A 25,462-nucleotide genomic window follows, 5' to 3' on the forward strand; every position below is an offset into this window, starting at 1 on the left:
CGTGCCCCGGTCACGTTTCAGCCGGCGGCCAGTCCCGCGGCGGGTCGGATCCGGGAGGCGCCCCGGGCCGGCCCGAAGGCCGCGACCACCGCCAGCACGACCACTCCGGCGCCGCCGACGAGCAGCGGGAGCACCGAGGCGGTGGGCCACGTGAACACGCCGACCGCGACGAGCGTCAGCTCCGCGTAGACCAGACCCAGAACACCACCGCCCAGCACGCCTACCAGCGCCAACAGCACCGCCTCGGCCACCACGCCACCCTGCAGCCCGCCCTTGGTGACGCCGAGCGCGCGCCGCAGCGCCAGCTCCTTGCGGCGCTCCTGCACGGAGATCGTCAACGCGGTCCCGATGCCGGTCACCGCGACCGCGACCGAGAGTCCCAGCAGCACCATCAGCATCAGGATTCCCAGGTCGAGGTACCGCTGGTTCTGCGCGGTCGCTTCGGCCTTCGTCTTCACCAGAACGGTCGGCGCGCCGGTCAGGGCCGCCCGCACGCCCTTCTGGTACGCCTCCGCGTCGGCTCCCGGCCGGAACTTCACCAGCACCTTCGACGCCGGGGCCAGGTCCGGGTCGGGCAGCACCACGTCCGCGTCGTCGAGCAGCGAACCGGTGAACGTGCCGGCGACCGTGGCCGTGCGCGGCCCACCGGGCAGGCCCTGGACGGTGAACGGCCGGCCGACCACCGCGCCGAACCGCTCGGCGTACCACTCGCTGAGCAGCACGGTGCCGGGGCCGAACCCGGCGGCGTTCGCGTCCTGGCTGGTCAGCCACTCCCGCATCGTGTCGGGGTCGGCGCCGACCACCTGCGTCCGGAACCTGTGGCCGTCCGCATCCCGCTGCTCCACGTCGAGGCCGTGCACGACGACCGTGGACGCCGCTTCCGGCCGGTTGGCCGCCGCGCCGACGGCGCCGCCGAGCACGCGCCCGCCCGAGTCCACCACCACGGCGTCGGGTTTCGGCTCGTTGCTGAACTCGTCCTCCACGCGCTGGGCGGAACCGACCGTGACGGCGAAGAACGTGACCATCGCGGCGGCCAGGAGCAGCGGCATCGCCACGGACGCGGACCGCTGCGGCACCCGCCGCACCTCGGCCGCGGCCAGCTTCCACTGCGCGCCGCCGAACCGGCTCGCGACCGAGCCGAAGATCCGGCCGAGCGCGGGCACGATCACCGGTCCGAGCACGCCGAACAGGCCGAACACGGCGGTGATGCCGGAGAACAGGACCAGGAAGATCGCCGCCATCGACCCGTTGGCGATCACGGCCGGCACGGCCATCACCGCCGCGACGGCCACCACGCCGATGCCGAACCGGCGCCGCCGGCGCACCACCGCCCGGTCGGGGGTCTGGCCTTCGGACGTCCGCAGCGCCGCGAGCGGGGAGATGCGCGCGGCGGCCAACGCGGGTCGGACGGCGGCGAACGCGCTGAGCGTGGCGGCGGTGACGACCCCGATCAGGAGCTGACCGGACGTGGGCAGCAGCGACGGGCTCAACTGCACCGCGCCGAGCAGCGAGGACAGGCCGGTGGCGTCGAACAGCCTGGCCAGCAGCCACGCCACCGACCCGCCGAGCACCGCGCCCACCACGCCCGCGACGGCGCCGGTGAGCAGCGCTTCGAGGAGGTTCGCCCAGACGAGTGGTCCACGGTGAGCGCCGAGGCAGCGCAGGAGCGCGGTGTGCCGCTGGCGTTGCGCGTAGACGGCGCGGTAGGTGGCCGAGGCGACGAACACCGACGTGGCCAGCGCCAGGATGCTGAACGGCAGCAGCACGTCCGCCAGGTCGTTGTCCGGCGGCTCCGCGGCGACCGCCGCCCTGGTGTCCACCCGGAAGCCGGGGCCGGCGGCCTGGGCGACGGCGTCCCGGTCCCCGCCGACCACGTGCAGCGCGTCCAGCCGGGGCGTGCCGCCGAGCTTGGCCGCCAGCCCTTCCCCGACCACGAGCTGCGGTTCCTCGGCGACCGAGCCGCGTTTGGTGATGCCCCGGACCACCACGTCCAGCGGTTTGCCGGCCGCGTCGGCGAGCTTGACCGACGCGCCGGGCTTGAGGCCGTGCTCGTACGCGGTGACGCGGTCGATCGCGACCTCGCCGTCCCGACCGGGTGAACGGCCCTCCAGGATCGGCACCCGGCGCAGGCCGTCCCGGTCCGGTTCGACGGAGGCCGTGGTCCGGCGGTCGTCGGCCCGGCCGCCGTCGATCAGGAGGTCGACCCGGACCTCGCGGACCGGGAGCACTCGGGTCACTCCCGAGGCCTGCGCCACACGATCGGCGGTCGCCTGGTCGAGGGCCATGTCCGAGCGCACGTCCGGGCGCACGTCCGGGCGCACGACGAGGTCGACTCCGGCGGGCACGACCGGCGCGCCTTCGTTGGTGGCGCGGACCATCGCGTCACTGAGCATCAGGGCGGCCAGCAGGCAGGCGACGCCGACGACCAGGGCGACGCCGGGCAGCACGGCGCGACCGGGCCGGTTGCGGAACTCGGCGACCGCGAGCCGCAGGGATGTGGGCACAACTCCTCCTCGTGACGCGAACGCCACGACGGTAGGAAGCCGGGCCGTCGGCGGGCGTCGGCCCGGGGTAGCACCCGCCGGTAGTACCCGGGGAGGATCTCGGGGAGGATCTTCGGAATGGAGCTCGTAACGGTGGTCGACCCGGACGGCACTCCGATCGGCACGGCGACGCGCGCCCGGATGCGCGCGGAAGGGCTGTGGCACGCGTGCGCGGCCATCGTCGTGCGTTCTCTCGACGGGACGCGGGTGTACGTGCACCGGCGCACCGACACCAAGGACGTCTACCCCGGTCTGTACGACCCGACGTGCGGTGGTGTGGTGGCGGCGGACGAGACGCCCGACGAGTGCGCGGTGCGTGAGCTGGCCGAGGAGCTGGGCATCTCGGCGGTGCCGGAGTTCCGGTTCAGGACACCTTTCGTGGACGGAACCATCCGGTACCTGGCGCACGTTTACGACGTGCGCAGCGACGGACCGTTCACCCACCAGCCGGAAGAAGTGGCCTGGGGCGGCTGGATGGACCTGGACGACGTGCGGGTGAAGGCGGAAGACCCCGGGTGGCCGGTCGTGCCGGACGGTCGGGCCCTGATCCGGGGGTGGTTCAGATGGGCATGATGTTCGCGATGTCGATACCGGGGCTGGCCGTGCTGCTGGTCGTGCTGGCGACCGGTGAGCAGGTCTGGAAGGCGGTCCGGCGGCGCAAGGGCGAGCACCCGGTGGTCTCCGCCGCCGCGGTGGACGAGTTCACCACGCTGTTCTCCGGTGGCAAGCACATCGAGCTGCGGCAGCGCGAGGTGACGCTGATGCTCGGCGAGGACGAGGAGTCCGGCGCGCCGCCCCGCGGGCCGGTCGACCTCGACTCGGGCCGGGTCCGGCTCATTCCCAAGGCAGGGACGACCGGGTAGCCCAGTACTGCTCGGCCGGCTCGGCGCACGCCGCCAACTCGTCCGGCGCCAGGTCCACGTCGCGGGCCTCCAGGTTGGCGTGCAGCTGCTCCGGGCTCGCCGCACCCGACAGGACCACGTCGGCCCACGGTTGCGCGCGCACGGCGGCCAGTGCGATCGCGTCCGGCCCGACGCCGTGCTCGGCAGCCAGTTCGCGCACGCGTGGTGGCGGGTCGACGGCCAGCCTGCCGTTGGCCAGGCACTCCTTGACGAACACCTCCGCTCCCGACTCCTTGGCGGCTGCCAGCTCCGGCCCCACCGACGGCTCCAGCACGTTCCAGGTCGACTGGACGCTCTCGAACAGCTGCCGCCCCTCCACTTCCAGCTCCAGTGCCCGCCGCACCGTGCCGGCCTGGTCGGGGCCGGACGTGGAGAACCCGAGCCGGACCCCCGAGTCCCGCAGCTCGCCGAGGGCGAGCAGCAGCTCCGGATCGCCGAACAGCGGGCTGTCCGACGTCAGCGAGTGGACGTTGTACAGGCCGACGTGCGCGCCGAGCAGCTCCTGGGTCTCCTGCCACTGACGGGTGAACCGGTCGAGCGAGTGCTCCTTCACCTCGTGCGTGGCCACGTCCCGCCGCCAGTCCGCGACGTACGCGTAACCCCACTTGCTGGACACCCGGACGTCCCGGTGGCCCCGTGCGGCCAGCCACTGGCTCAGGAACTCCTCCGCCCGCCCGTAGGAGCGGGCCGCGTCCACCCGCCGCACCCCCGCCGCGTAGGCGGCGTCCAGGACGGCGTGGCACTGGGCGCGCATGGCGTCCACGTCCCGGTGGTCGGGCAGCGCGTGCTCTCGGCCGAGGTTGATGTAGGCGGGGCGGCCGAGCGCGGCCAGCCCCAGCGCGAAGTCGGGCACGTCCGACACCGTAACCGCCGGCCCTGGGAGACCGCCGGACCACACACGGCGGAGACCGACCACCACGCCCTGCATCGCAGCCTGCGTGTCGCCCTAGGTGCCGTCCGGTGTGCCGCCCGGTGTGCCGAGGCCTCATGCGTCACGACGCAGCAGCACGGCGGCACCGGCGCCCAACGCCACGACCAGGTACGCGACCATCACCAGACCGGCCCCCACGGGCGACAGCGGCGGGTCCGGCAGTTCACCCGACAGCTGCGGCGCGAGGACCGGCAGCATGACCGAGTACGTCCGGTCGTTCCACGGGTACGGGAGCAGCAGCGTGAGAGCGGGCAGCACGAACAGCAGGCCGCACAGGGTCACCAGCGCACCGGCCGTGGACCGGAGGAGGAAGCCCAGCCCGAGGCCGACCAGGGCGAGCAAGACCAGCGACGCGGTGTTCGCCAGCAGCGTCGGCACGGCTTCGCCTAACGAGTCGTACGCCGAGATCGGCTTCGGCCGGTCCCCGGTGATCAGCTCGCCCGCCAGGTAGGCCACCAGGGTGGTGACGAGGGCGACGACCGACGACACGCCGGCCACCACGAGCGTCTTGGCCGCCAGGTAGGCCTTGCGTCTCGGAACGGAAACCAAGGCGGTGCGGACCATTCCGCTGCCGTACTCGGACGTGATGGCCAGCGCGCCGAGCACACCGAGGCAGAACTGGCCGAACGGGACCACCATCACGCCCGGATCGGCCGCCGCGAACTTCTGCTGGAGATCCGGCGGCGAGGTGTCCCAGTCGGCCGTCATCAGGTACGAGACCAGCGCGCCGCCCAGCAGTGCGATGGCGATCGCGAGCAGCACGTAGCCGGTCGAGCGGACCGAGCGGAGCTTCAGCAGTTCGGAGTTCAGCACGTCGGTCATGGGGAGGTCTCCGTGGAGGGGTGTTCGGCGGCGGGCTGGTGGGCGGCGGTGCGCCGCCCAGCGGGGCGGCGCACCGCAGGGCCACGGTCGGCGGGACGCTCGGTGGTGCGGTACTCGACGCTGTTCTCGGTCAGTTCGAGGTAGGCGTCCTCCAGGGACGCGCTGCGCGGGGTCAGTTCGTGGATCGCGATGCGGTGGTGTGCGGCTAGGCCGGCGATGCCCGGTGCGTCGAGGCCGTGCACCAGCAGGGCGCCGTCCTCCGGTCTGGCCGTGGCACCCGCCGTGCGGAGGACGGCGGCCAACGCGTCCGGCGTCGGCGAACGCACCAGGACGTCCTTCTTGAACCTCTCCTGGATTTCCCGCATGGACGCCTCCAGGATCAACTTGCCGCGGCCGATCACGATCACGCGGTCCGCCGTGAGGGCCATCTCGCTCATCAGGTGGCTGGAGACCAGGACCGTGCGCCCCTGCCCCGCCAGGTCGCGCATCAGGTGGCGGATCCAGCGGATGCCTTCCGGGTCCAGTCCGTTCACCGGCTCGTCGAACAGCAGCACGCCCGGATCACCCAGCAGGGCCGCCGCCACGCCGAGGCGTTGCTTCATGCCCAGCGACAGCGTCCCGACGCGCCGTCTCGCCACACCCGCCAGGCCCACCTGCTCGATGGTCGCGGCGACCCGGCGATCCTTGATGCCGTTGCTCCGGGCAAGCACGCGCAGGTGGTCGTAGGCCGACCGGCCGCCGTGCGCCGCGCCCGCGTCGAGCAGCGCGCCGACGTGGTGCACCGGGCGGCGGATGTCGGCGTACCGGCGGCCGTCGACCAGGGCTTCGCCGCTGGTCGGGCGGTCGAGGCCGAGGATCGCCCGCATGGTGGTGGACTTGCCCGCGCCGTTGGGGCCGAGGAAGCCCGTGACATGGCCGGGCTCGACCTCGAACGTGAGGCCGTCCACGGCCCGGGTGGTGCGGTAGCGCTTGGTCAGCTGCCTCACTTGGATCATGGGATGAGCGTGCTCGGCCGGCGGGCTCGGCGGATCGGACCGGGGTCCGGGATCCGATGTCGGACCGCGGTCCGACGCCGGCCGCCGGATCGCCGATTACCGTCCCGTCGTGTGCCGATCGTGACGCCTCGACTCCTGCGGTTCCTGCCGACGGCGTACCTGTACGCGCTGGACATCGCCGCCGCCGTGGTGGTGGTCCTGGTGTACCTGACGTTCGCCGAGATCAGCCCCGCGCCGCCGTGGTTGGGCTACCCGCTGGCGGTGCTGGTCGGCGCGCCGTTGGCGATGCGGCGGGGCCGGCCCCTGCTGACGCTCGGGATCGTGCTGACGGCGCAGACCGCGGCCACGGTCGCCGACATCACGCTGGAGCCGTACGGCGCGACCGCGTTCGCGATGTACACGGTGGCGTCGACCTGTCCACGGCGGGTCGCGGTGGGCGCGTTGGCGGGCTCGCTGGCGTTGGCCGCGGTCGCGGTGTTCATCGCCGAGCCGTGGCCGGACGACGTCGGGCTCGCGCTGTTCGCGGCTCTGGCCATCGGGGCGGCGTGGGCACTCGGCCGGACCACCTGGATCCGGCGGTCCTACGAGGCCAGGCAGGCGGCCGAGGCGGCCTCCAGGGCCATCGCCGAGGAGCGGATGCGGATCGCCCGCGAGCTGCACGACGTGGTCGCGCACAGCCTGAGCCTGATCACGGTGAAGGCCGGTGTCGCCGCGCACGTGGCGTCGTCGCGGCCGGAGCGGGCGCAGGAAGCGCTCCGGGTGATCGAGGACGCGTCCCGGGGCACCCTGGTCGAAATGCGGCGCTTGCTGGGCGTGCTGCGGTCGGAGGACATGTCGGCGGAACTGGCGCCCATGCCCGGTATGGGCGATCTGCCCGAGTTGGTGTCGCGGGTGGAGTTGGCCGGGGTGTCGGTGGAGCTGACGGTGTCCGGCGAGCTGCCCGACGGCCTGGGGTTGACCGCGTACCGGATCGTCCAGGAGTCCGTCACCAACGTGGTCAAACACGCCGCGCCGGCCTCCTGCACGGTCTCGATCGTCGTAGGGGATGCTTCCGTGGTGATCTCGGTGGTCGACGACGGACCAGGGGAACGGGTGTTGGCCGGTCGCGGCGGAGGGCACGGGTTGATCGGGATGCGGGAACGGGTGGCGGTGTACGGCGGCACGTTCGCGGCAGGGCCGCTGGCCGGCGGCGGTTTCGCCGTGCGCGCCGAGGTGCCGCTGTCGTGATCTCGGTGGTGGTCGTGGACGACCAGGCGCTGCTGCGCGGCAGTTTCCGGGTGCTCGTGGACTCGGCGCCCGACCTGCGCGTGGTCGGCGAGGCGGGTGACGGCGCCGAAGCGGTGTCCGTGGTCCGCTCGGTGTCGCCCGACGTGGTGCTGATGGACGTCCGGATGCCCGGGGTGGACGGGATCGCGGCCACCCACGAGATCTGCTCCTTCTCGACCACCCGGGTGCTGATCCTGACCACGTTCGACCTGGACGAGTACGTGTACTCGGCGTTGCGGGCCGGTGCGAGCGGTTTCCTGCTCAAGGACACTCCCCCGGCCGATGTGCTCGCCGCGGTCCGCGTGGTGGCCGCTGGCGACGCCCTGCTGGCCCCTTCGGTGACCCGCCGACTGGTGGCCGAGTTCTCCCGCACACCGGAACCCCGTACGGTCCGGCTCGACGGGATCACCGAACGTGAGCAGGATGTGCTGATGCTGATCGCGCGCGGGTGCTCCAACACCGAGATCATGGGCGAGCTGCACCTGTCGGCCGGCACGGTGAAGACCCACATCGGCCGCCTGCTGCACAAGCTCCAGGCTCGCGACCGGGCCCAACTGGTGATCGCCGCCTACGAGTCCGGGCTGGTCACCGCCCGGTCGTGAGCCGCGGGCCCGCACAGACTCCGGGGACCTGAGGCCCCGGACGCGGAACGCCCGCCCGGCCATTGCGGCCGGGCGGGCGTTCCAGGCGGGTTGCGTTGTCGGCGACTGCGGTACTGCGGGTGTTACAGGTACTGACCGGTGTTGGTGGCCGTGTCGATGGCGCGACCCGACTCCTGGTTCTTGCCGGTCACGAGCGTGCGGATGTACACGATCCGCTCGCCCTTCTTGCCCGAGATCCTGGCCCAGTCGTCGGGGTTCGTGGTGTTGGGCAGGTCCTCGTTCTCGGCGAACTCGTCCACGATCGCGTCCAGCAGGTGGCGCACCGACAAGCCCGGCTGCTTGGTGTCCAGCAGGCTCTTGATGGCCGCCTTCTTCGCGCGGTCGACGATGTTCTGGATCATGGCGCCGGAGTTGAAGTCCCGGAAGTACAGGACCTCCTTGTCACCGTTGGCGTAGGTGACCTCCAGGAACCGGTTCTCCTCGGACTCCTCGTACATCCGCTCGACCGTGTGCTGCACCATCCCGTCGATGCAGGCCACCGGGTCACCGCCGAACTCGGCCAGGTCGTCGGCGTGGATCGGCAGGTCGGGCGTGAGGTACTTGAAGAAGATGTCCTTCGCGCCTTCGGCGTCCGGACGCTCGATCTTGATCTTGACGTCGAGCCGGCCCGGCCGGAGGATCGCCGGGTCGATCATGTCCTCGCGGTTGGAGGCGCCGATCACGATCACGTTCTCCAGGCCCTCGACGCCGTCGATCTCGCTGAGGAGCTGGGGCACGATCGTGGTCTCGACGTCGGACGACACGCCACTGCCGCGGGTCCGGAAGATCGAGTCCATCTCGTCGAAGAACACGATCACCGGGGTGCCCTCGGAGGCCTTCTCCCGGGCCCGCTGGAAGATCAGCCGGATGTGGCGCTCGGTCTCGCCCACGAACTTGTTGAGCAGTTCGGGGCCCTTGATGTTGAGGAAGTAGCTCTTGGCTTCGCGGTGGTTCTCGCCGCGGGCGGCGTGAACCTGCTTCGCCAGGGAGTTCGCCACCGCTTTCGCGATGAGCGTCTTCCCGCAGCCGGGAGGGCCGTACAGCAGCACGCCCTTCGGTGGGCGGAGCTTGTACTCGCGGAACAGGTCGGCGTGCAGGAACGGCATCTCCACGGCGTCGCGGATCTGCTCGATCTGCCGGAACAGGCCACCGATGTCCTCGTACCTGACATCGGGCACCTCCTCCAGCACCAGGTCCTCGACCTCGGCCTTCGGCACGCGTTCGTACGCGAAGCCCGCCTTCGAGTCGACCAGCAGGGAGTCGCCGGCCTTCAGCGGCGAGTCCATCAGCGGCTGCGCCAGCCAGACGACCCGCTCTTCGTCGGCGTGTCCGACGACCAGGGCGCGGCCGATCGAGCTGTCCTCGATCTCGGAGTGCAACACCTCACGCAGCGTGCAGACCTCACCGGTGCGTTCGAAGTCGCCGCCCTCGACCACGGTCAACGCCTCGTTCAGGCGCACCGATTGGCCCAGGACCAGCGACGGCGCCTCGACCGCCGGTGAAACCGAGACCCGCATGCGACGGCCGGAGGTGAACACGTCGACCGTGCCGTCGTCGAATCGGGCGAGAAACACGCCGTAACCGCTGGGCGGCTGCGCGAGCCGGTCCACTTCCTCGCGCAGCGCGAGGAGTTGGCTCCGTGCCTCTCGAAGGGTGTCGATCAGCTTCGTGTTGCGCTCGGTCAGTTGGCTGACGCGCTCAGTCGCCTCCGCCAACCGCTGCTCCAGCAGGCGGACGTGTCGTGGGGATTCCGTCAACTTGCGGCGCAGCAACGCGATTTCGTCCTCAAGGAACCGGATCTGCGCAGTCAGCTCACCAGAGTTGTTGCCCTTGTTCAGCTCGCCGCCCTCATCGGGCCGGCTGCCGGGATGACCGTGCTGCATGTCGGCACCCTCCTCCCGTGTTCGTCCCACGACGATACCGGCGATCACCGACAAAAGCCGACACCCTGCGAGTTCCCGGGCGTCACGTGATCACACATACCGCCCACTCGGCCGGACCAACTGCTCCAATCCGGTGTCAGCCGGCACCTCCCACCCGCTACCGTGCGTCGAACAACAGTCACACGAGAGTGGTCCGGGCAGTGTCACTGCCACCAGCGGAAAGTTCTAGGAGAACGTGATGTCCGTCCCGCCGCAGCAACCGGGTCCCCACGGTCAGCAGCCGGGCCAATTTGGCCAGCAACCAGGTCAATTCGGCCAGCAGCCGGGCCCCGGACAGCAGCCCGGCGGCTTTCCGCCACCTGCACCGGGCTTCCCACCAAGTGGACAGCAGCCCGGTTACGGCCCGCCTCCGGGTGGCTACCAGCACCATCCCGGTCAGCCGGGCCAGCCGGGCCAACCCGGTTACGGCCAGCAGCCGTACGGCCAGCCCGGGCAGTTCAACCAGCCCGGTTACGGCCAACCGGGTGGTTTCGGCGGCCCATCCGGCATGCCGCCCAAGAAGAGCCCGCTGCCCTGGATCCTGGGCAGTGCCGGCGCCCTCGTCGTGATCGTCGTGGTGGTCGTCCTGATCGTCACGATGGGCGGTGGCGGCAACGGCACCGCGAAGGACGCCGCCGACTCGTACGCGGCGGCCATCAACGCGAAGGACTTCGACAAGGTCCGCTCGCTGACCTGCACCGAGCACCACGACGAGATCGAGGACATGCGGAAGCTCTACGACCCCGCGACGATGAGCGCGGAGATCGAGAAGCAGCTCGAAGGCCTGCCCGCGGAGATGCGGGAGGAGGCCCAGAAGTCGATCGACAAGGCGAAGGACGTCAAGGTCACCCTCGCGGTCGACAACGTCGTCGAGAAGTCCGACACGACGGCCGAAGCCTCGATCTCGGTCAAGTACGAGAACGTGCCCGACGACATGAAGGCGCTCATGAAGGACCAGAGCGCCGCGAAGATCCCGTTCAAGAAGACGGACGGCGGCTGGGTCGCCTGCGACTGAGCCCTCCCGTGCCGGAACGGCCCGCGCACCACTGTGGTGCGCGGGCCGTTCCGTCGGCGAAAGGCCTGGTCAGCCCTTGGACGGCCGGCGCTGCGGCCGGAGCGGGGTGACGCCGTCGGCCAGCCTGCGGGTGGTCAGCAGGAACGCCGTGTGCCCGATCATCCGGTGCTCGGGCCGCACCGCCAGGCCCACCACGTGCCACGGCCGGACGAGGGTCTCCCACGCGTGCGGCTCGGTCCAGTGCTGCTGCTCCCGGATCGCCTCCGTGACCTTCGACAGCTGGGTCGTGGTCGCCACGTACACGACCAGCACGCCGCCGGGGATGAGGCTGCGGGACACGGCGGGCAGCACGTCCCACGGCGCGAGCATGTCCAGGACGACCCGGTCGACCTCGCCCTCGTGCTCGTTCACGTCGGCGACGGTGAGCGACCAGTTGCCCGGCCGCTCGCCGAAGAACTGCTCGACGTTGCGGATGGCGTGGTCGGCGTGGTCCTGGCGGACCTCGTACGACGTCACGCTGCCCTTCTCGCCCACCGCGCGCAGCAACGAGCAGGTCAGCGCACCCGACCCGGCGCCGGCCTCCAGCACCCGCGCGCCCGGGAACACGTCCCCGTACATCACGATCTGCGCGGCGTCCTTCGGGTAGATCACCTGCGCGCCGCGCGGCATGGACAGCACGTAGTCGGACAGCAGGGGCCGCAGCGCGAGGAACGACGTGCCGCCGACGGACACCACCACGGACCCCTCGGGCTGCCCGATCAGCTTGTCGTGCGACAGCGCGCCGCGGTGGGTGTGGTACTCCTTGCCCGGTTCGAGCACGATCGTGTAGTGCCGCCCCTTCGGGTCGGTCAACTGCACCCGGTCACCCGGTTGGAACGGACCACTGGCGGTGCTCACCGCGGCGAACCTCCTGCATAAACGCGCGTGTCAACAGCGCACGATGGTCCCACGGTGCCGGCGCCGCCCTACTGGCGGGACTTCTCCGCCGGGTTCACCAGTTCGGCGACCGAGTGGTAGACGGGCCAGCCGAGCAGCCAGACGACGCCGACGATCGTCAGGCCGGACATCTGCCCCCACAGCGCCCGGGTGCGTTCCGGCGTGCCGACGACGAACATCAGCAGCAGCATCACCGCGCAGGCGATCGCCCAGGCCACCGCGAACTTGCCGAACTCGCGCCACTCGTGGCGGACCTTCGCCGGTCCGCTCTTGGGCGGCGTGGTGGGCGGCGGCCCGCCGGCGAACCGGTGGGCGACCCGCTGGTCGGCCCACCGGAGCATGCTGTGCCCGAACGCCACGCTCACCCCCAGGTAGATCGCGGCCAGCCCGTGCACGGACTTCGCCTCACCCCCCGACCGCAGGTCGAAGACGGTCGCGACGAGCAGCGCGACGTCCACCACGGGCGTGCAGAAGAGCAGGACCGCGCCGAGCCTGCGCATCTTCAGCGCGTACCGGGCCAGCAGCCCCGCGCCCAGCACGACCCAGAACCCGATCTCGCACGCCACGATGAGGACGACCAGCGGTTCAACCACGGCTCCAGCGTGCGGGCCGGGCGCCCTCCCGCGCGTCGTCGGGCAGACCGACCGGGGGTCATCAGTTCGTAGGACGCCGGTGCACCGCCGCCTGTGCTGTGATGGCGGCGTGGAGCTCCGTCGTGCACACCGGGACGCGCTGGTCACGGCGGCGTTCTTCACCGTGGGGGCGGTGGTCTACGGGCTCGGCATGGACCTGGTGGTCGGCGGCCGGGACGCGCACACGCCGTTCGCCACCCGGCTGCTGATCCTCGCGGTGGCGTGCGCCGGCCAGCTGTTCCGCCGGTCGATGCCCGTGGTGGCGCTGCTCGTCGTCACCGCCGCCACGCTGGCCGACCTGTACTGCGGGCTGAGCATGCCGGTGGTGGTGGTCGCCATCGACGTGCTGTTCGTGGCGGCCCTGCACGGTCCTCGCCGGCTGCACCGGGTGCTCGTGGGGGTGGTGGCCGCGGCGACGGTGGGCGTGGCGGCGGCGGTCGCCGTGGTGGGCGACTGGCGGCTGTCGTTCTACGCCGGGTTGCAGGTGTTCTCGCTGCTCGTGGTGCCGGTGTGGTGGGCGACGAACGTGCGGCAGCACCGGGAGGGCGCCGAGCAGATCGCCCTGATCTCGGAGCTGGACCGGCGGGCGTCGGTGAACGCCGAGCGCAACCGGATGGCCCGTGACCTGCACGACGTGGTCGCCGGGCACCTGTCGGCGATCGCGATCCAGTCGGAGGCGGTGCTGTCGATGCGCGAGGGGGACCCGGAGACCGTGCGCACGGTGCTGAAGTCGGTGCGCGAGAACAGCGTGCGGTCGCTGGAGGAGATGCGGATGATGATCGACGTGCTGCGGGCCGACGAACCGGTGGACGAGCCGGTCGCGGTGCGCCTGTCGGACGTGGGCAGGCTGGTCGAGTCGGCCGCCGCCGGCGGGCTGGACGTCGGGTTCCGCGGCGCGAACGTGGCCGGGCTGCCGGTGGCGGTGGACGTCGCCGCCTACCGGATCGTGCAGGAGGCGTTGACGAACGCCCTGAAGCACGCGCCCGGCTCGCGCACGTCGGTGACACTGGAACGGCAGGTCAGGAGGCTGGTGGTGGTCGTGCGGAACACCGTGGGCCGCACGGCGGGCGGGTCGGAGGGCTCGGGGACGGGGTTGGTGAGCATGGCGGAACGCGCGCACGTGGTCGGCGGGACGTTCGCCGCCGGACGCGACGGCGGCGGCTGGGTCGTCCGGGCGGAGCTGCCGCTGTGATCCGGGTGCTGGTGGCCGACGACCACGCGGCGATCCGCGCGGGCCTGGTGATGATCCTCGGCGGCGCGGACGGCATCGAGGTGGTCGGCGAGGCGGGTGACGGCGCCGAGGCGGTGCGGTTGGCGACCAGCGCGCGGCCGGACGTCGTGCTGATGGACATCCGGATGCCCGGGGTGGACGGCATCGAGGCGACCCGGCAGCTCAGCGGCGTGTGCGAGGTGCTGGTCCTGACCACGTTCGACCTGGACGAGTACGTGCACGGCGCGCTGCGGGCCGGTGCGGCCGGGTTCCTGCTGAAGTCGGTGGAGGCGCCCGCGCTGGTGGACGCGGTGCGGCAGGTCGCGGCGGGTGACGGTGTCCTCGCACCCAGCGTGACCCGGCGGGTGATGCGGGAGTTCGCGACGGCCGCGCCCCGGTCCCGTCCGGCCGGCTTGGACTCGCTGACCGAACGCGAGGCCGACGTGCTGCGCTGCCTCGGTGAAGGGCTGTCGAATCACCAGATCGGGCGAAGGCTGCACATCGGCGAGACGACCGTGAAGACGCACGTGTCGCGGGTGTTGACGAAGCTGGACCTGCGGTCGCGGGTGCAGGCGGCGATCCTGGCGCAGGAGGCCGGCTTGCTCAACGGCGGTCCAGCGCGGCCTTGAGGTCTTCCCGGCGCAGCACGCCCGCCGGTCGGCCTTCCAGGTCCACGACCAGGTACTCCCAGGCGGCGGTGCCGCGCACGCGTTCCACCACTTCGGCGCCGCTCTCGTTGGCCAGCAGCACGGTCTCCGGCCGGATCGGCACGGCCGCCTGCTCGGCGGGCGCGTGCGGCGAGGTGCTGGCCAGCCGGCGGGCCATCTCCCGGTCGAGCAGGCCGGCCGCGACACCGTCCGCGCGGACCAGGACCACGCCCCGGCCGGCGGACGCGGTGAGCGCGCCCGACACCGGGCTCTCGGCCGGCAACTGGAGGACGGGGCGGACGAGTTCGCCGAGCGTCAGGCCGTCCGGCCAGGTGTTGCGGCGCTCGGCGGTGAACTCGCCGCGGGCGCCGGCCAGCACGAACCACGCGGTCAGCAGGCACACGCCGAAGCGGAGCCAGCGGTCCTCGGCGCCTTCCATGACGCCCCAGACCGCCCACACGACGAGCAGCGCGGCCACCACGCCGCCACCGATGACGGCGGCTTTCGTGCCCGCCGAGCGGCGGCCCGTGAAGGCCCACACGCCCGCGCGCAGGATCCGGCCGCCGTCCAGCGGCAGGCCGGGGAGCAGGTTGAACACCGCGACGGCGGCGTTGGCGAAGGCGGTCTGGGCGATCAGCAGCCAGACGGCGTCCGGGTACGGGATGGCGGCGGCGGCCAGCGCGAACACGCCGGCCAGCGCTATGGAGACGATCGGGCCGGCGGCGGCGATCGCGCCTTCGTGGGACGGGCGGGTCGGGGTGCGCATCACCTCGGACACGCCGCCGAGCAGGAACAGGCGCAGCCGGCGGACCGGCAGGCCGAGGCGCAGCGCGACCAGGCTGTGGCCGAGTTCGTGGGCCAGCACCGAGAGGCCGAGGAAGATCGCGAAGGTGGCGGCGAGGAGCACGCCGGTGAGGCCGCCCGTGCCGGGTGCGATGCGGCCGACGAGCGGCGCGTAGAGGACCACGATGGCCGCCGAGCCGAGCCACCACGAGGGCGCGAGCAGCACCGGGATCCCGGCCGCGCGGAACAGCGGCAGCCCACCGTCCCGACCGACCTGCCGCCGCCAACTACCCGTCGTCGCCACGGAGCGAGCCTAGGGGCAGGGATGTATCAGCGGCGTGTTGGATCGCCGCTGCTCCGCGCGTGTCCGACCCTGGCGCGGAGGCCGTCGGGGATGAGGCGTCCCGTGTCACCGCCCGGTGTCTCCGCCACCTGCTCGGCCTGATGCTCAGACGGGCCGAACATCACCGACGACATCCAGGCCGAGGACTACGCCACGGCCGCTGTGCAGGCGCTGATCGCGCTCCGCGGGAGACGATCTTGTCGGGGGGTTGGCCTATGGTTCTGGGCCATGGCAGTGCCGACGATCACCGAGCGCCCTGTTCGCAGGCCAGCGCTGTCGCCCTCCCGCGCGGGCGACTTCAAGCAGTGCCCGCTGCTCTACCGCTTCCGCGCCGTCGACCGGCTCCCCGAGAAGCCGACCAGGGCGCAGGTCCGCGGCACGGTGGTGCACGCGGTCCTGGAGGACCTGTTCGGCCTGCCCGCCGCCGAACGTGTGCCCGAGACCGCACGGGCACTGGTCGGCCCGGCTTGGGAACGGGTGCGGGCGGAGCGCCCGGAGTTCGCCGAGCTGTTCGCCGAGGGCGATCCCGAGCAGGACGAGTGGCTGGCGTCGGCGGAAGGCCTGCTGGACGGCTACTTCGGCCTGGAGGACCCGCGCCGGTTCGACGCGGACGCCCGTGAGCTGCTGGTGGAGTGGGAGCTGCCGTCCGGTGTGCTGCTGCGCGGGTACGTCGACCGGGTGGACGTGGCGCCGACCGGCGAGATCCGGGTGGTCGACTACAAGACGGGGGCCGCGCCGCGCCAGGTCGGCGAGGCCAAGGCGTTGTTCCAGATGAAGTTCTACGCGCTGGTGCTGTGGCGGCTGCGGGGTGCGGTGCCGCGCCAGCTGCGGCTGATGTACCTGGCCGACCGGCAGGCGTTGGCCTACCAGCCGGACGAGGCCGAGCTGACCCGGTTCGAGCGCACGCTGGAGGCGATCTGGGACGCCATCCTGCGCGCGGCGAAGTCCGGCGACTTCCGGCCGAACCCGAGCAAGCTGTGCGACTACTGCGACCACAAGGCGCTGTGCCCCGCGTTCGACGGCACACCGCCGCCGTACCCGGGTTGGCCCGAGCCGGACGCGGGCGTGGAGACGGTGTTGGACCGGGCGGACTGATGGACGCCTTCTACGAGCGGTTGGACGACGACAGGTTCGCCTCCACCGCGCACACCGCCGGGCCGTGGAGCAGCGAGAGCCAGCACCTCGGGCCGCCTTCGGCGCTGCTCGTACGGGCGTTGGAGCGGTGCGCGCCGCGGCCGGGGACGATGCTGTCGCGGGTGACGTTCGAGGTGCTGGGGCCGGTGCCGGTGGCGGAGCTGACCGTGACGGCGTCGGTCGACCGGCCGGGGCGTTCGGTGGAGCTGCTGGCGGCGGAGCTGGCGCACGAAGGCCGGCCGGTGCTGCGGGCGCGGGCGTGGCGGACCGTCACCGGTGACACGACGGCGGTGGCGACCGGGCCGGGCGAGCCGTTGGCGTCGCCGCACGGTTGTGCGCCGATGGCCGTCCCGGAGCAGTGGCGGATCGGCGGCTACCTGACCGCGATGGAGTGGCGTGCGGTGAGCGGCGGCATCTTCACACCGGGGGACGGAGCGGTGTGGGCGCGACCGGTCGTGCGGGTGGTGGCGGGTGAGGAGCCGAGCGCGGTGCAGCGCCTGTTCACCGTGGCGGACTCGGCGAGCGGCGTGTCCAGCCGGGTGGACATCCGCGAGTGGTACTCGATCAACACGGACCTGACCGTCCACCTGCACCGGGAGCCGGTCGGCGGTTGGTACGGGCTGGACGCGCGGACGGTGATCGGGCCGTCCGGTGTCGGCGTGGCGACGAGCGTGCTGCACGACGAGCACGGACCGGTGGGGCGGACGACGCAGTCGCTCTTCGTGCGGAAGCGCTAGGGGTCCCTGGTCGCAGGTACCGTCCGACGCGCGCACCATGGGGGTGTGAGGTTCACCGATCGTTCCGACGCCGGCCGGGTGCTCGCCCGGACGTTGGCCGACGAGACCTGGACCGATCCCCTCGTGCTCGGCCTGGCGCGCGGCGGGGTGCCGGTGGCGGCGGAGGTCGCCTCGGCGCTGGGCGGTGAGCTGGGCGTGGCCGTGGCACGCAAGATCGGCGCGCCCGGTCAGCCCGAGTTCGGCGTCGGCGCGGTCACCGCCGGTGGCGAGCCGATCTTCAACGAGGAGGCCATGACGGTCCTCGGCCTCACCCGGGCGGACATGGCCGACACCTGCGAGGCGGAACGGCGTGAGGCCCGGCGGCGGCTGGAGCTGTACGGGGACGGCCCGATGCGGCTCGAAGGACGTGACGTGCTGGTCGTGGACGACGGCCTGGCCACCGGCGTCACCGCCCGTGCCGCGCTGCGCGAAGCACGGGCCCAGAACCCCCGCTGCCTGGTGCTCGCGGTGCCGGTGGGCGCGGCGGACTCGGTGCGGGCGCTGGAAGCCGACGCCGACCTGGTGGTGTGCCCGCACCCCCGCACCGACTTCCGCGCGGTCGGCCGGTTCTACCGGCACTTCGACCAGACCACCGATGACCAGGTCATCGAGCTGCTGCAACAGCACTGAGGGGCGTTCAGAGCTCGCGGTAGTGCTCCACGGTCGGGAACGGGTCGTAGAAGTGGTGCAGCAGCGCCTTCCAGCGCGGGTACAGCGGCCCCTGGCGGAAGCCGACAGTGTGGTCCTCCAGCCGTTCCCACCCCACCAGCAGGAGGTACCGGGACGGCTGCTCGACCGAACGCCGCAGGTCCAGCGAGACGAACCCGGGCGACTGCGCGATGAGCCCGCGCGCCTCCGCGAACGCCAGCTCGAAGTCCGCCTCCAGACCGGGGCGGACGTCGAGCGTCGCGGCTTCCAGGATCACAGGTGCTTGTACACGTCTTCGAGGCTCAGTCCGCGGCCGAGCATGAGCACCTGCACGCGGTACAGCAGCTGGGAGACCTCTTCGGCCAGGCGCTCGTCGGACTCGTGCTCGGCGGCGATCCACACCTCGCCGGCCTCCTCCAGCACCTTCTTGCCCTGCGCATGCACCCCGGCCTCCAGAGCCGCGGCGGTGGCGGAGCCCTCAGGGCGGGTGCGTGCGCGTTCGCTCAGCTCGGCGAACAGCTCGTCGAAGGTCTTCACGGGGTCTGATCCTCGCATCCCCCGAACGGCCGCAGGCAGGCAGACCCCCGGATCGGTCGCGGGCGCCTTGCCGCCACGGCCGGCGCTAGATCCCGTAGCGCGGGTTGGTGAACGGCCACACCTCGGCGATCCACTTCGGCACGAACTCGTCCAGCGCGCGCTCCAGGTCCGTGCCCACGTACTCGTCCACGACCCACCACGAGATCAGCGCGTCGTCGGCGGGGTCGATGTAGACGCACCCCAGCAGCTCGGTCTCGTCCGCGTTGAACAGCGCGTAGTTGAACGACTCGTGCGCGTCCTGCTCACGCTCGTGCCGGGCCAGGTCGACGCGGTCCTGCTCGTGGGTCATGTCGGCGGGCGGCCAGCCCCACTGCTCGCCGTACAGCGACCACAGCCGCTCCCGGGAGCCCATCACGGCCGGGTAGTCGATGTCCACATCGGACTCGCGGATGGGCCGCAAGTGGTGTCCCCCGTCGAGCGGGACGCGGGTCGGGTGGGCGAAGTCAGCGGGGAGCCACGGCATGCGCGGATTCTGCGGTGGCGCGGGCCGGAACGCCAGCGAAAAACCGATGGCGCGGCGTGCGGCACACCGTGACACTGCCCGGATGATCGATGGACTGGTGCTGCGGACCGCACGACCGGGAGACCTGGACCAGATCGGCGCCCTGCTGACCGACCGCGGCGAACCGGCCGACGCGGTCGACCACCGACTGGTGGTCGAGGACCCGGACGCGGGCTGGGAGGCGTGCGCGGTCGTCGTGGACGGCGACAAGGTCGTGTCCACCGCGACCCTGCTGGACGAGACGCTGGTCCTGAACGGTCTGGAGATCCCGGCGGGTCAGGTCGAGCTGGTCGCCACCGACCGCGCGTACGAGGGCCGTGGGCTGGTGCGCGCGTTGATGGGCTGGGCGCACGAGCGGTCGGCCGCGCGCGGTCACCTGGTGAACGTGATGCTCGGGATCCCGTACTTCTACCGCCTGTTCGGCTACTCCTACGCGATCCCGATCTCGGCCACCCGTCCGGTGACGGGCCGACCGGACGGCGCCGGCCACACCCTGCGTGAAGCGACGGCGGACGACATCCCGGCGATGGTCCGCCTCCAGGACGCCGAGCAGGCGCGCGCGGACCTGCGGATGCCGCACTCCCCCGGTCTGTGGCGGTGGCTGGTGGCGCGGGACGGCAGCACCGAGTGGCTGGTCGAGCGGAACGGCGTGCCGGTGGCGACCGGGCGCACCACCCCGCCGGACGAGGGCGTCCTGCTGTGCGAGGTGGCGGCCGTGGACGAGGCCGGCGCGCACGCGCTGCTCGCGTTGACAGGGGCCAGCGAGGTGAACGAGCGGCCGGGCACGCTCGCGGGCGCGGCGTTGGAGCCGTTCCTGGGGCCCGCGCCCGAAGAGGCGAACTCCTACTACGTGCGCATCGGCGACCCGATCGCGTTGTTGGACCACCTTCGGCCGGTGTTCGGGCGGCGGTTGGCGGACAGCGGTCTCGGCGATCAGGAGGGCGAGGCGGTGGTCTCGTTCTACCGGTCGCACGTGCGGCTGCCGTTCAAGGCCGGTGAGGTGGGGCCGATCGTGCCGGGCGGCACCATGCAGGCGCCGGGCGCGGCGGGTGGTGCGGGCGTGGCGCCGGACCTGCTGGCGTCGCTGCTGTTCGGTCCGCACGGCATCAAAGGTCTGACCGCGCGGGAGCCGGACGTCTACCCCGGTCCGAACGCCGAGCTGATGCACACCCTGTTCCCGCCGGTGCGCGGCGACCTGATGACCTTCTACATCCCTTGACGTGCGGTGATCAGATCCGGTGCAGACCCGGGTACGCCGCCCACGGCAGGAAGACGACGCTGGCGGACAGTGCTGCCAGGCCGAGGCTTGGCCGTTGCCCGCGCCGGGCGGCGATGGTGGATGCCGTCGCGACCAGCACGCCGACGGCCGCGAACTGGAGTGCCGGCCATGGGAGCGGTCTGCCGAGGGCGCTCGACCGCACGCCCGTCGCCGCACGGCTGAGGCTTCCGGGTGTGCCGGGAACGCCAGGAGCATCACGATCACCGGGATCGCGTGCAGCCACGGGGATTCGTGCCGGCCGAGCGGTGCGACAGGTCCGCTGTGGAGGGGTTGGGCAGGTGGCGCGTCGGCGGACGTCGACGGCGGACCGTCGCCGAGGTCGTTGATCCACGACGTCATGAGGTCGAGGTAGCCGGGGACGAAGTCCGCCGTGTGCCCGAGTGGGCCGATGAGGTCGGCCTTCACGCCCGCGTCCACCCCCGGTCGGCTGCGCAGCCACCACGGCTGGGCTCCCGGTCGCGCTGTCCGGGGTGAGGATGGTGCCGTGCAGGTGTGATCGCCGCTGGTGACGGTGACATCGGCGCTGGTCGGGTCGTCGGGCGCGGCGGTGGCCGGCACTGTGCCGGTGCGCAGGCGACGGCCAGGGCGAGGACGGCGATTTGTGTGCGGGCAGCACGAAATGCTCTCCTGTCGGAGGAAGTGCGGTGACTTCGGTGCTCGCCCGGTGGGCGAGGTGTGACGGCTTCCATGCCCGGACCGTCGAGGGGGCAACTCGACGGTCCGGGGCTACCTAGGCGGTGTGCCTGGTGTCGTCCTCCGGCTTGGCGTCGGCCTCGGGGTTGGTGTCGTCCCGGGTGTCGGTGTCGGGACCTGGGACTCCGGTCATGGGTCTTGTCGGGGCCGGTCGGGGGCCGGGTCGGGGTCGGGGAAGACCACGAATCGCGTCTGCACGGTCCGCGCGCCGTCCGGAACCCGGTCGGCGGGGCGCTGGTACCTCTTCAGCAGCGTCAGGTAGTCCTCGAAGAGCGCGGCCAGTTCGCCGGGCGTCGAGTTGGTGGCGCACCGCGTCGAACCGGGCGAACATCTCCAGGTCCTCGGCGAGCCAGAGCCGCTGGGGGTCGTCGATCGTGGACCGCCGCTCGGGGTCCTGCTCGCCGCGGACACGTTCGGGCACCTCTCCCCCCAACCCGTCTTTCGAGGATCGCAGGTTGTAGCTGGTCACGCCGAGCCGCTCGGCGAGCACGGTCGACGTCGCCTCGCCGAGGAGCTCCAGCTCCCGGAGCATGCGTTGCCGCACGGGTTCCCCCTCGCACTCAGCCCGTTCGCAGGTGCCCCGCGAACTCGACTCCCATCGCGATGCCGACGAGCACGAGCAGCACACCGGCGCAGGTGAGCGTGCGCCGATAACCGTTGTCGTCCAACCGATCGCGCCCGCGCGCGACGAGCAGGGCGATCACGATCTTGCCGCCGACCAGGGTCAGGTAGAACCCGCCCAGCAGCGCCGCACCCGCGCCGGCCGACTCGCGCCACGTGGTGATGATCAGCGGGCCCAGCGCCGTCGCCCAGGCGATCCACGGGTGCGGACTGAGGAGGTTGACCACCACCGCCCGCTTCAGCGCACCGAAATTGTCGGACCCCGTCGGTAGAATCGACTTCAGGGGTCCCCTTGGCGGCGACCCCTGCACAGCACGGCCTCCGGCCGCATCACGCGCTGCCGCACCTCCCGCCGACGCGTCTTCGCCAGCCGTCTCCGTCCCTGCTGCGCCTGTCCCTGCCGCTTCTCCCCCGGTCGGGCGCACGGCGCCGGATCCCAGCGAGGCCGACCGCGCCTCCCGAACCGTCTGCACTCCGCTCCACACCACGAACACCGCGCCCACCACCCCGAGCACGCCCAGCGCCCGCCCCGGCAACCGGTCCAGCAGGAGCAGCGTCACCGCGACGACCACGGCGTCCGACACCAGCGGCGCGCAGGCGGTCAGCACGCCGGCCCTCCGGCCCGAGCGCAACGCCGCCGTCACGACCAGCACCAACAGCGGGCCGGGGCTGATGCCGGCGGCCAAGCCGAGGGTCAGTCCCAACCCCAGTGCGTCCACGGCGGCAGACTAGGACACGTGTCCCAGTTCGCCCGAGTCCTGACCACCCTGCGGCAGATCCGCGGCCTCAGCCCGTTCTTCGTCCTGGACGTCGGCCGTCCCGCCGACGGGGACTGGCACGACGGCCGGGAACTGCTGCACGGCCCCGCCCTGCCCGACGCGCTCGACCGGATCGCCACCCGGTACCGCACGGCCGAACGACGCGTCGCCGCGTCGCTGTTCTTCCTCAGCTACACCGCGCGGCTGCTCAGCCCGGTGGTCGCCGCCCGCGCGGTCGACGGGGTCGCGCCGGACGTCCGGCCGGCGAACCTGTGGTGGCGCTACCGGCCGGACGGCCTCCAAGTCCGCCTCAAGGACCCGGTCGCGGGCGTGGGCATCGCCGAGTCGATGGAACCGGTGGTCGAAGCGGTGCACGGGATCACGCCGGTGGCACGCGGACTGCTGTGGGGCAACGCGGCGTCCTCCGTAGCGGGCGCGCTGCGCACGATCAGCCGAAGCGGCATCGCGACGGACTGCGTGGCGCTGGGCGAGGAGTTGTTCGCCGATCCACCGTTGCGGGGCACGGGCGACTTCATCCCGTTCCCCGGCGAGGTCGTGTTCCGCCGGCGCAGCTGCTGCCTGTACTACCGCCTCGACGGCGGCGGGACCTGCGGCGACTGCCCGCTGCCGCCCCGCTGACCGGCAGACGTGAAGAAGACGACAACTCGTCTGGCCGGTTGTGCCCGGCCACGATCGACACTTACGGTTCGGGCGCCGCAGTGGACGGGAAGCCGGTGGGAATCCGGCGCGGTCCTCGCCACTGTGACCGGGGAGCCAACCCGCCGAGAACGTCACTGGCCGCGTGGAGCGGCTGGGAAGACGCGGGGACGGTGTCGATCCGGGAGTCAGGAGACCGGCTGCGGCGCGAGTTGTTGTTGACCTTCCACGAGGTATGGAGGAGGCCGTCATGACGAGCCCCGCGCAGTCCCCCGCTGTTTCCGACCCTCGGGTCACGCCCGTCCCCACATGGGCCTATGCCGTCGCACTGGTCGCGTTGACGGTGACGTGGCTGGTCCTCCAGGAGAACGGCGTCGCCCTCGGCCACGCCGCCGAGACCGTGCACGAGTTCTTCCACGACGGGCGCCACGCACTCGGCGTCCCGTGCCACTAGGGCTCGCCGTGATGCGGGCGAACGTGCCCACCTACAAAGGTCTGCTGCTCCGCGGTGTCGGTGCGGGCGCGGTGTCCGGGCTGCTCGCAGGCCTGGTCGGCGTGCTGGTGGTCGAGGCGCCGATCCGGGCGGCGCTGGCCGTCGAACAGGCACGGCCGGCGGAGCCCGGTGGTCACGGGCACGGCGAGCTGTTCAGCCGTGGCACGCAGGTGGTCGGCGGTGTGCTCGCCGCGATCGTGGTGGGTGTCGCCGTCGGCGCGTTGTTCGCCACCGCCTACGCGGGGTCACGGCGCTGGTTCGCGTCCAAGGCGCCGTTCGTGCGGGCCGTGACGTTGTCGGCGGCGGCGTTCGGCGCGGCGGCGTTGCTGCCCGCGGTGAAGTACCCGGCCAACCCGCCGGCGGTGGGCGACCCGAACACGGTGGAGTACCGGACGGTGCTCTACCTGGGGTTGATCGCGGCCGGGCTGCTGGTCGCGTTCGGGGCGAGCTACCTGGCTTCCCGGCTCGGGCACCTCGGTCAGCCGGTCCGCGCCACTGCCGTGGCGTTGGCCGTGGTGGCGGCGGTGGTCGTGCTGCTGGTGGCGTTCCCGGCCACTCCGGACGCCGTTCCGGCGGACATGCCGGGCAGTGTGCTGTGGGACTTCAGGTTGGCGTCCCTGGCCGAGACGGCCACGCTGTGGCTCGGCCTCGGCGTGGTGTTCGGCCTCCTCGTGGACCCGGCCGCGCGCCGCGTCCCCGTGTCACCCACCACCCCCTGACGCGCGAGTCGTCCACCCGGACACCGCGAGTCGTCCACTCCAGCACTCCGAACCCCACGCTCGCGCACTCCGAACCTCACGTTCGCGGCGCGTTGACGGATGTGAGCGCGAGGTTCGGGGTGTCGGAGTGGACGACTCGGGGTGCCGGAGTGGACGACTCGCGGTCAGTTGGGGAGGAGGGCGGCTAGGGACTCGGGGTCGACGCCTACCAGGGAGTCGCGGAAGATGCGGTGCTCGCCTTCGGGGACCGGGAGGTCGCAGGGGACGACGAGGACCGTGCAGCCGGCGGCCACGGCGGCGGTGGCGCCGGTCGGCGAGTCCTCGACCGCCACGCACCGGGTCGGATCGACGCCGAGCAGGCGGGCCGCCTTCAGGTACGGCTCCGGCAGCGGCTTGTTCAGGCCGTCGACCTCGTCGCCGCACACCGTGACGTCGAACAGGTCCCGCCCGAGCGTGTCCAGCGCGACCTCGGTCAACTGCCGTTCGGTCGACGTCACCAGCGCCATCGGCACCCCGGCATCCCGTACCGCCCGCAACGCCTCGCGCGCGCCCGGCCGCCACGGCAGCCCGGCGCGGAACAGCTCCTCGGTGCGCCGCTGGATCCACGCCGCGCCGTCCGCGATGTCACCGTCCTGCGGCGTGATCCCGACCTCGGCGAACAGCAACGCCATGGTCCTGGCCACGTTCGACCCGACCATCGCGTGCCGCGTCTCCAGCGACAGCGTGCCGCCCAGCTTCTCGGCGAACTCGTAGAGCGGGATGTCCCACAGCTTCTCCGAGTCCAGCAGCGTGCCGTCCATGTCCCACAGCACGGCCTCGACCGTCATGCGCACCTTCCCCCAGTGATCAAGCGTGTGAACGATTGGGTGAATCGGCCCCGAACGTGGTGATCTCCACGGCGTCCGCGACGACGGCCGGGTGGTCGCGGGGCGCACGTGGGGCACGGCATCGGGCCTGGTCACGTTGAGGGTCGGCCGGCGCGCCCCGAAAAGGTGGC

29 protein-coding genes and 1 riboswitch are annotated in these 25,462 nt (G+C 72.2%); of the genes, 14 read left to right on the forward strand and 15 right to left on the reverse strand.

Going from position 1 to position 25,462, the window contains the following annotated elements; genetic code table 11:
* Positions 1-17: 17 nt before the first annotated feature.
* Positions 18-2,504, reverse strand: a complete 2,487-nt coding sequence (locus tag ACRAKI_RS24360; protein WP_447002834.1) for an FtsX-like permease family protein — start codon at positions 2,502-2,504, stop codon at positions 18-20.
* Positions 2,505-2,621: 117 nt separating this feature from the next.
* Here ACRAKI_RS24360 and ACRAKI_RS24365 point away from each other — a divergent pair, with 117 nt between their 5' ends.
* Positions 2,622-3,116 (forward strand): NUDIX hydrolase, encoded by a 495-nt coding sequence (locus ACRAKI_RS24365; RefSeq protein ID WP_447002835.1) that lies wholly within the window; start codon positions 2,622-2,624, stop codon positions 3,114-3,116.
* Positions 3,107-3,406 carry a DUF6191 domain-containing protein gene (locus ACRAKI_RS24370; protein WP_447002836.1) on the forward strand — a complete coding sequence of 100 codons (300 nt, stop codon included), beginning with the start codon at positions 3,107-3,109 and terminating at the stop codon, positions 3,404-3,406. The genes ACRAKI_RS24365 and ACRAKI_RS24370 overlap by 10 nt, the downstream gene beginning before the upstream one ends.
* On the opposite strand, the gene ACRAKI_RS24375 is transcribed toward ACRAKI_RS24370, so the two are convergent.
* From ACRAKI_RS24375 to ACRAKI_RS24385, 3 genes are all read right to left on the reverse strand, one after another.
* A complete protein-coding gene (locus ACRAKI_RS24375) occupies positions 3,378-4,298 on the reverse strand; it encodes an aldo/keto reductase (RefSeq protein ID WP_447002837.1) in 921 nt (306 codons plus the stop codon). The two genes, ACRAKI_RS24370 and ACRAKI_RS24375, sit on opposite strands and share 29 nt — an antisense overlap.
* A 132-nt stretch (positions 4,299-4,430) precedes the next feature.
* Positions 4,431-5,198: an ABC transporter permease gene (locus ACRAKI_RS24380; RefSeq protein WP_447002838.1), complete on the reverse strand. Its 768-nt coding sequence runs from the start codon at positions 5,196-5,198 to the stop codon at positions 4,431-4,433.
* The gene (locus ACRAKI_RS24385) at positions 5,195-6,193 is read right to left on the reverse strand and encodes an ABC transporter ATP-binding protein (RefSeq protein WP_447002839.1); all 999 of its coding nucleotides are present in this window, start codon (positions 6,191-6,193) and stop codon (positions 5,195-5,197) included. The genes ACRAKI_RS24380 and ACRAKI_RS24385 overlap by 4 nt, the downstream gene beginning before the upstream one ends.
* A 120-nt stretch (positions 6,194-6,313) precedes the next feature.
* On the opposite strand from ACRAKI_RS24385, the gene ACRAKI_RS24390 reads away from it, so the two are divergent.
* Together ACRAKI_RS24390 and ACRAKI_RS24395 are read left to right on the forward strand one after the other, a co-directional pair.
* Positions 6,314-7,420 carry a sensor histidine kinase gene (locus ACRAKI_RS24390; protein ID WP_447002840.1) on the forward strand — a complete coding sequence of 369 codons (1,107 nt, stop codon included), beginning with the start codon at positions 6,314-6,316 and terminating at the stop codon, positions 7,418-7,420.
* Positions 7,417-8,061, forward strand: coding sequence for a response regulator (locus ACRAKI_RS24395; RefSeq protein ID WP_447002841.1), 645 nt, complete (start codon positions 7,417-7,419; stop codon positions 8,059-8,061). The genes ACRAKI_RS24390 and ACRAKI_RS24395 overlap by 4 nt, the downstream gene beginning before the upstream one ends.
* Positions 8,062-8,183: 122 nt before the next feature.
* Here the strand turns inward: ACRAKI_RS24395 and arc are convergent, their stop codons facing one another.
* Positions 8,184-9,983 carry a proteasome ATPase gene (gene arc / locus ACRAKI_RS24400; RefSeq protein WP_447002842.1) on the reverse strand — a complete coding sequence of 600 codons (1,800 nt, stop codon included), beginning with the start codon at positions 9,981-9,983 and terminating at the stop codon, positions 8,184-8,186.
* 238 nt (positions 9,984-10,221) lie between these two features.
* On the opposite strand from arc, the gene ACRAKI_RS24405 reads away from it, so the two are divergent.
* Positions 10,222-11,037: an Rv0361 family membrane protein gene (locus ACRAKI_RS24405; RefSeq protein WP_447002843.1), complete on the forward strand. Its 816-nt coding sequence runs from the start codon at positions 10,222-10,224 to the stop codon at positions 11,035-11,037.
* Positions 11,038-11,106: 69 nt separating this feature from the next.
* On the opposite strand, the gene ACRAKI_RS24410 is transcribed toward ACRAKI_RS24405, so the two are convergent.
* Both ACRAKI_RS24410 and ACRAKI_RS24415 read right to left on the reverse strand, forming a co-directional pair.
* Positions 11,107-11,934: a tRNA (adenine-N1)-methyltransferase gene (locus ACRAKI_RS24410; protein ID WP_447002844.1), complete on the reverse strand. Its 828-nt coding sequence runs from the start codon at positions 11,932-11,934 to the stop codon at positions 11,107-11,109.
* Positions 11,935-12,002: 68 nt separating this feature from the next.
* Positions 12,003-12,566 (reverse strand): hypothetical protein, encoded by a 564-nt coding sequence (locus ACRAKI_RS24415; RefSeq protein WP_447002845.1) that lies wholly within the window; start codon positions 12,564-12,566, stop codon positions 12,003-12,005.
* 109 nt (positions 12,567-12,675) lie between these two features.
* On the opposite strand from ACRAKI_RS24415, the gene ACRAKI_RS24420 reads away from it, so the two are divergent.
* Positions 12,676-13,797, forward strand: a complete 1,122-nt coding sequence (locus tag ACRAKI_RS24420; protein ID WP_447002846.1) for a sensor histidine kinase — start codon at positions 12,676-12,678, stop codon at positions 13,795-13,797.
* Positions 13,794-14,444 carry a response regulator gene (locus ACRAKI_RS24425; RefSeq protein ID WP_447002847.1) on the forward strand — a complete coding sequence of 217 codons (651 nt, stop codon included), beginning with the start codon at positions 13,794-13,796 and terminating at the stop codon, positions 14,442-14,444. The genes ACRAKI_RS24420 and ACRAKI_RS24425 overlap by 4 nt, the downstream gene beginning before the upstream one ends.
* Here the strand turns inward: ACRAKI_RS24425 and ACRAKI_RS24430 are convergent.
* A complete protein-coding gene (locus ACRAKI_RS24430) occupies positions 14,419-15,549 on the reverse strand; it encodes a site-2 protease family protein (RefSeq protein WP_447002848.1) in 1,131 nt (376 codons plus the stop codon). The genes ACRAKI_RS24425 and ACRAKI_RS24430 overlap by 26 nt on opposite strands.
* Before the next feature lie 267 nt (positions 15,550-15,816).
* Here ACRAKI_RS24430 and ACRAKI_RS24435 point away from each other — a divergent pair, with 267 nt between their 5' ends.
* The 3 genes from ACRAKI_RS24435 to ACRAKI_RS24445 are packed head-to-tail and all read left to right on the forward strand — an operon-like array spanning position 15,817 to position 18,128.
* On the forward strand, positions 15,817-16,683 hold the full coding sequence (locus ACRAKI_RS24435; protein WP_447002849.1) for a RecB family exonuclease: 867 nt from the start codon (positions 15,817-15,819) through the stop codon (positions 16,681-16,683).
* Positions 16,680-17,459 carry a thioesterase family protein gene (locus ACRAKI_RS24440; RefSeq protein ID WP_447008497.1) on the forward strand — a complete coding sequence of 260 codons (780 nt, stop codon included), beginning with the start codon at positions 16,680-16,682 and terminating at the stop codon, positions 17,457-17,459. The genes ACRAKI_RS24435 and ACRAKI_RS24440 overlap by 4 nt, the downstream gene beginning before the upstream one ends.
* A 45-nt stretch (positions 17,460-17,504) precedes the next feature.
* Entirely contained in the window at positions 17,505-18,128 is a 624-nt protein-coding gene (locus tag ACRAKI_RS24445) for a phosphoribosyltransferase (RefSeq protein WP_447002850.1), read from the forward strand.
* Between the two features lie 7 nt (positions 18,129-18,135).
* Here the strand turns inward: ACRAKI_RS24445 and ACRAKI_RS24450 are convergent, their stop codons facing one another.
* The 3 genes from ACRAKI_RS24450 to ACRAKI_RS24460 form a co-directional block, all read right to left on the reverse strand.
* The gene (locus ACRAKI_RS24450) at positions 18,136-18,423 is read right to left on the reverse strand and encodes an antibiotic biosynthesis monooxygenase family protein (protein ID WP_447002851.1); all 288 of its coding nucleotides are present in this window, start codon (positions 18,421-18,423) and stop codon (positions 18,136-18,138) included.
* On the reverse strand, positions 18,420-18,683 hold the full coding sequence (locus tag ACRAKI_RS24455) for a phosphoribosyl-ATP diphosphatase (protein ID WP_447002852.1): 264 nt from the start codon (positions 18,681-18,683) through the stop codon (positions 18,420-18,422). Before ACRAKI_RS24455 ends, ACRAKI_RS24450 begins: the two co-directional genes overlap by 4 nt.
* Before the next feature lie 85 nt (positions 18,684-18,768).
* Entirely contained in the window at positions 18,769-19,206 is a 438-nt protein-coding gene (locus tag ACRAKI_RS24460; RefSeq protein WP_447002853.1) for an N-acetyltransferase, read from the reverse strand.
* 82 nt (positions 19,207-19,288) lie between these two features.
* Between ACRAKI_RS24460 and ACRAKI_RS24465 the strand changes: the two genes are divergently transcribed.
* Complete coding sequence (locus tag ACRAKI_RS24465; RefSeq protein ID WP_447002854.1) at positions 19,289-20,464, forward strand: GNAT family N-acetyltransferase; 1,176 nt, start codon at positions 19,289-19,291, stop codon at positions 20,462-20,464.
* Positions 20,465-20,474: 10 nt separating this feature from the next.
* Here ACRAKI_RS24465 and ACRAKI_RS24470 read toward each other — a convergent pair whose 3' ends face one another.
* The 3 genes from ACRAKI_RS24470 to ACRAKI_RS24480 form a co-directional block, all read right to left on the reverse strand.
* Positions 20,475-20,666: a hypothetical protein gene (locus tag ACRAKI_RS24470; protein ID WP_447002855.1), complete on the reverse strand. Its 192-nt coding sequence runs from the start codon at positions 20,664-20,666 to the stop codon at positions 20,475-20,477.
* Between the two features lie 588 nt (positions 20,667-21,254).
* Positions 21,255-21,761: a hypothetical protein gene (locus tag ACRAKI_RS24475; protein WP_447002856.1), complete on the reverse strand. Its 507-nt coding sequence runs from the start codon at positions 21,759-21,761 to the stop codon at positions 21,255-21,257.
* Positions 21,762-21,777: 16 nt separating this feature from the next.
* Positions 21,778-22,557, reverse strand: coding sequence for a LysE family transporter (locus ACRAKI_RS24480; RefSeq protein ID WP_447002857.1), 780 nt, complete (start codon positions 22,555-22,557; stop codon positions 21,778-21,780).
* An 18-nt stretch (positions 22,558-22,575) separates the two neighbouring features.
* On the opposite strand from ACRAKI_RS24480, the gene ACRAKI_RS24485 reads away from it, so the two are divergent.
* The 3 genes from ACRAKI_RS24485 (at position 22,576) to ACRAKI_RS24495 (ending at position 24,465) form a co-directional block, all read left to right on the forward strand.
* Positions 22,576-23,235, forward strand: coding sequence for a (2Fe-2S)-binding protein (locus ACRAKI_RS24485; protein ID WP_447002858.1), 660 nt, complete (start codon positions 22,576-22,578; stop codon positions 23,233-23,235).
* 61 nt (positions 23,236-23,296) lie between these two features.
* Positions 23,297-23,472: riboswitch (cobalamin riboswitch) on the forward strand.
* A 31-nt stretch (positions 23,473-23,503) separates the two neighbouring features.
* Positions 23,504-23,707, forward strand: a complete 204-nt coding sequence (locus ACRAKI_RS24490; RefSeq protein ID WP_447002859.1) for a CbtB domain-containing protein — start codon at positions 23,504-23,506, stop codon at positions 23,705-23,707.
* On the forward strand, positions 23,698-24,465 hold the full coding sequence (locus tag ACRAKI_RS24495) for a CbtA family protein (RefSeq protein ID WP_447002860.1): 768 nt from the start codon (positions 23,698-23,700) through the stop codon (positions 24,463-24,465). The genes ACRAKI_RS24490 and ACRAKI_RS24495 overlap by 10 nt, the downstream gene beginning before the upstream one ends.
* Before the next feature lie 164 nt (positions 24,466-24,629).
* Here ACRAKI_RS24495 and ACRAKI_RS24500 read toward each other — a convergent pair whose 3' ends face one another.
* Entirely contained in the window at positions 24,630-25,292 is a 663-nt protein-coding gene (locus ACRAKI_RS24500) for an HAD family hydrolase (protein ID WP_447002861.1), read from the reverse strand.
* Positions 25,293-25,462: the final 170 nt, after the last annotated feature.

The organism is Saccharothrix isguenensis, assembly GCF_052936305.1.

Bases quoted from the DNA above. Each gene is read 5' to 3' on its own strand.
- ACRAKI_RS24380 (WP_447002838.1), bottom strand. From the start codon at position 5,198: ATGACCGACGTGCTGAACTCCGAACTGCTGAAGCTCCGCTCGGTCCGC.
- ACRAKI_RS24465 (WP_447002854.1), top strand. From the start codon at position 19,289: ATGATCGATGGACTGGTGCTGCGGACCGCACGACCGGGAGACCTGGAC.
- ACRAKI_RS24500 (WP_447002861.1), bottom strand. From the start codon at position 25,292: ATGACGGTCGAGGCCGTGCTGTGGGACATGGACGGCACGCTGCTGGAC.
- ACRAKI_RS24460 (WP_447002853.1), bottom strand. From the start codon at position 19,206: ATGCCGTGGCTCCCCGCTGACTTCGCCCACCCGACCCGCGTCCCGCTC.
- arc (WP_447002842.1), bottom strand. From the start codon at position 9,983: ATGCAGCACGGTCATCCCGGCAGCCGGCCCGATGAGGGCGGCGAGCTG.
- ACRAKI_RS24370 (WP_447002836.1), top strand. From the start codon at position 3,107: ATGGGCATGATGTTCGCGATGTCGATACCGGGGCTGGCCGTGCTGCTG.
- ACRAKI_RS24405 (WP_447002843.1), top strand. From the start codon at position 10,222: ATGTCCGTCCCGCCGCAGCAACCGGGTCCCCACGGTCAGCAGCCGGGC.
- ACRAKI_RS24385 (WP_447002839.1), bottom strand. From the start codon at position 6,193: ATGATCCAAGTGAGGCAGCTGACCAAGCGCTACCGCACCACCCGGGCC.
- ACRAKI_RS24490 (WP_447002859.1), top strand. From the start codon at position 23,504: ATGACGAGCCCCGCGCAGTCCCCCGCTGTTTCCGACCCTCGGGTCACG.
- ACRAKI_RS24435 (WP_447002849.1), top strand. From the start codon at position 15,817: ATGGCAGTGCCGACGATCACCGAGCGCCCTGTTCGCAGGCCAGCGCTG.
- ACRAKI_RS24365 (WP_447002835.1), top strand. From the start codon at position 2,622: ATGGAGCTCGTAACGGTGGTCGACCCGGACGGCACTCCGATCGGCACG.